Raw genomic sequence first — 2,665 nt, 5'->3', positions numbered from 1 at the left:
GGGACCTGACGAAAATTGGTTGAGGCCTGGTCTCTTATGGTGACGTCCGATGGCCGAGAACGCGCTGCCGCGGATTTGGGAACGCCGCCGCGCGCCGAACTGCATCGTTCCGCGCTTGCCGACGGTATGTACACCAATTCGGCGTACACTTCTGGTGTGGAGACGAAGAGTGGTCGCTGGCACCTGCGCGTGACCGCGGCGCAAGATGCGGTGGTGCGACGTGTGCTCGACGTCACGGGCGAGTCGCTCAACGACTATGTGGTGCGTCACGCCGTTCAGGCCGCCGAGGCCGACCTCGCTGATCGGAGAGTGTTCGTCCTCGATGACGCCGCCTGGACCGATCTTCAGGCGCTGCTCGACCGTCCGCCAAGCCCCAAGCCCGAGTTGGCGCGCCTGCTGGCGAATCCGTCGATTTTGGAACGGTGAGCTACGAGGGGCCCGTCCTCTTCGGTGCCGATCACATCGTCGACGACTTCGACTGCGGCAACGACGTGCTCAACGAGTGGCTGCGGACGAAGGCTCTGCACAATCAGCGCGAAGGAGGCAGCCGCACCTGGGTGGTGCTGGACGGGCGACGGGTGGTGGCCTTCTATGCCTCCAGCACGGCGGTGCTCATGCGCAGCCGGGCGACGAAACGCGCTGCTCGCAATCAGCCGGACCCGTTACCTGCGGTCCTGCTCGGCCGGCTGGCCGTCGACGCGAACCATCAAGGGCGTGGTCTCGCTGCAGCACTTCTCAAACATTTCATCCTCAAGTCACTTGAGGTCGCGGAGCTGACGGGGGTTCGGCTGCTGCTGGTCCACGCAAACAACGACACCGCCCGGCGCTTCTACTTGCGCTACGGTTTTGAGCCTTCTCCTGTCGACGACCTAACACTGATGCTCCTCGTAAAGGACGTCCGGCCCAGCCCATCTGCGTAACGAAGCCGAGACGGTGCTGGATCGCGTCGACACGGCCGTCGCCGCCCGGCTTGATCATCGCGAGCAATAAAACTCGCGCTGAGCGCAGACCTCCCCTGGGCGGTGGCGAACCGGTAGCGATATCGGGATGTCCGTGGCGCTGACGAAAATTGGTTGAGGCCTGGTCTGTGGCGGTGGGCTCGAGGGTTGGGAAACGTGACCTAGCGGATTTGGGAACGTGCACACTGTCGGCTGGGGAATCAGCTCGCGGATAGTGCAACTTTTGGGCGCGTCAGGACGACGCAGAGTCCAGTTCGTGCAATTCGGGCCCGGACGGGTCCCACAACGCAGCCGGTACTGAGCGTTCGTCGGGTGTCCCTCAGGTAACGGATTGGAACGGATGCCGTGCACTGTCGTCAGTGCTCGGCACGCAACGCCGCGATGCCGGTCACGACGACGCGCTGGGGTGTGAAGGTGACTCGTCGTCCGGTTTGACTTTCGTCGCGCGGCCTTTCGTCCTCCCACACTAACGTGGCTGTGCCGGTTAGTTGCAGCGTTGTCCCCGTGGGGAAGTCGATGAAGAGCAAGGCTGTGGTCGGGTCGACCGTCACATTGCCCAGGCTGTTGAACAGGTTGTTGCCCGGGTAGTCCGGCCACCAGAGGCGATCGTGCTCGATGTGGACGAAGCCGGTCGGCCCGCCTCGATGGGAGGCGTCGTTGCCTGACGTCGGATGGCTGGTGCCCAGGAAGAATGTGTCGGCGTGTTCGATCAGCCGACCGTCCTCCGGTCGCAGAAGTTCGCCGGTGAAAACCGGTGTGCGGTCTGGGCCGGAAGCGTTGGCGGGGAGGCGCAGGTGGCGGTTCCGGATGAATTTCGGGCAGTTGCCGTATGCCTGGTCGACATCGATTGTCAGACCGCCGGAATCAGCCTGGGCGAGAACGCCGTTGATGCGCACTCGGCGGCGGGTGGCGAAGTCGATCACGATAAGCCCCGCGGGCTGGCGGGCCGGTAGGTCGTGGAGCGGGTCGGCGTCGAGAAAGGGGTCCTCGATGTGCAGTGTGGTCGGTGTCGCCGCCCGGAGGAAGCCGGGTTGTCCCAGCAGCGGTGAGGTCCACAGTCGGCCTGCGGCGTCGCGTGCGGTCAGGACCGCCAGCTGCGCCGCCGCCACGAAGTCAGCTGTGGCGGTGCGGAGCTGGCCGCGGGCCGCCATCGGGGCCAGCCGCTCGGCACGCGTGCGCACTCCGGCGCGTGTCTGGACGGCCAGCTCGCCGCTGTGGAATCCCACAGCGGCGGGCCGGTTTTCGTTCGTCATCTGCAGGGTCACAGGGGGTTACGACCGGCGAAGGCGACGACTCGCTGGGTGGGGGTCGCGTCCGCGCCGGCCGCGACCTCCGGACCGAAGAGATCTTGAGGTCGCAGCGCCGGGACGAGCTGCGATCCGACCGCTTCGGCCAGGGTGGCCTCGGCCTCGTCGAAGTGGATCGGCTTGCCGATGGCCACCGCCAGGTCCCAGCTGTGGATCAGCGTCGAGTAGGTGATGATGCCGATGGCCTGGCGGGCCGGCATCTCCCCGATGACGGTCAGGATGGGACGCTCCCAGTCGGTGATGGTGGTCCACGCTTGCTGTGAGCGGTCGACGGACTTCTCGACGACCGTGAGCGGCGCTGAACCGAGGATGTCGGCCCCGCTGAAAAGTTCCTGCTCGGTCGGGCCGCCCTGTCCGTCGAGGGCCGCCGCAAAGGCGTCGATCGTGGCGACAGTGTGG

Annotated in this window: 4 protein-coding genes; 2 read left to right on the top strand and 2 right to left on the bottom strand. The window is 65.9% G+C overall.

Going from position 1 to position 2,665, the window contains the following annotated elements:
* Positions 1-39 precede the first annotated feature (39 nt).
* Both BST15_RS20840 and BST15_RS20835 read left to right on the top strand, forming a co-directional pair.
* Complete coding sequence (locus tag BST15_RS20840) at positions 40-426, top strand: type II toxin-antitoxin system TacA family antitoxin (RefSeq protein WP_158023718.1); 387 nt, start codon at positions 40-42, stop codon at positions 424-426.
* Complete coding sequence (locus BST15_RS20835) at positions 423-920, top strand: GNAT family N-acetyltransferase (protein ID WP_023363547.1); 498 nt, start codon at positions 423-425, stop codon at positions 918-920. Before BST15_RS20840 ends, BST15_RS20835 begins: the two co-directional genes overlap by 4 nt.
* 395 nt (positions 921-1,315) lie before the next feature.
* Here BST15_RS20835 and BST15_RS20830 read toward each other — a convergent pair whose 3' ends face one another.
* Positions 1,316-2,212 (bottom strand): pyridoxamine 5'-phosphate oxidase family protein, encoded by an 897-nt coding sequence (locus BST15_RS20830; RefSeq protein WP_046191501.1) that lies wholly within the window; start codon positions 2,210-2,212, stop codon positions 1,316-1,318.
* An 8-nt stretch (positions 2,213-2,220) separates the two neighbouring features.
* Positions 2,221-2,665: TIGR03086 family metal-binding protein (locus BST15_RS20825; protein ID WP_033718762.1), on the bottom strand; the 445-nt coding region annotated here is incomplete at its 5' end.

Source organism: Mycolicibacter arupensis, from assembly GCF_002086515.1.
Lineage (GTDB): Bacteria > Actinomycetota > Actinomycetes > Mycobacteriales > Mycobacteriaceae > Mycobacterium > Mycobacterium arupense.
This window is presented reverse-complemented; position numbering and strand designations above follow the sequence as displayed.